Annotated in this window: 1 protein-coding gene; it reads left to right on the top strand. The window is 46.9% G+C overall.

All coding sequences use genetic code 11. The features are described from left to right. Positions 1–64 precede the first annotated feature (64 nt). On the top strand, positions 65–718 hold a 654-nt coding region (locus R7Q48_RS27330), incomplete at its 3' end, for a hypothetical protein (RefSeq protein ID WP_318133397.1).

The following is a 718-nucleotide window of genomic DNA, read 5'->3' as shown; positions in this document are numbered from 1 at the left end:
AAACAGATCAGAATTGTGCAAGCCGTGGGTAATTAATCTCACGCATCATTAATGGATTCATAGTTTGAAAATAAAGCGATTTTTTGCCAAAGACATGCGATCAGCGCTGCTCCAAGTGAAAGAGGAGTTGGGTGCAGATGCGGTGATCATGTCAAACAAGAAAGTGGCAGGCGGTGTAGCGATTGTTGCTGCAGTGGATAATGAATCCAATCCGTCTTCATCCAGTGCTTCTTCGCAATCAAATCGTGGTGCTTCTCAATCGAATCGCTATAACGAACATCGTCAAATGTCGTCATCAGCGGCCGATCGTTTTCAAGATCGCAGTTTAGATGAAGATAAAATTAGCCTACAAAACAGCAAAGAAAAATCAGGCTCGATGACACAGCGATTCGCGAACATGCTGAAGCAATACAGTGGTGGCGCAGCAGAATCTGACGATCATGTTGCGGAAAACGAAGATTCGTTATCAGCCCTATTGCAACGCCAAAATAAGCACCGCGAAAGCTACAACCAAGAAAAGCCCGTGCCATACCAGCCGGACTCTCCTTTGGCGAAATTGATTGCTCAAGATAACCGTTTGGAGCGACCAACGCCGAAGTTAGATCCTACGCGCTATGACCGTCGTCGCCCATCCTCTGAAGAGCGTGACGAGTCAGCAAAAGAGCTGGAGAACATGCGCGAAGAGATGACCTCGATTCGTCGTCTGCTGGAACATCAA

Source organism: Vibrio sp. 378 (genome assembly GCF_033339435.1).
This window is presented reverse-complemented; position numbering and strand designations above follow the sequence as displayed.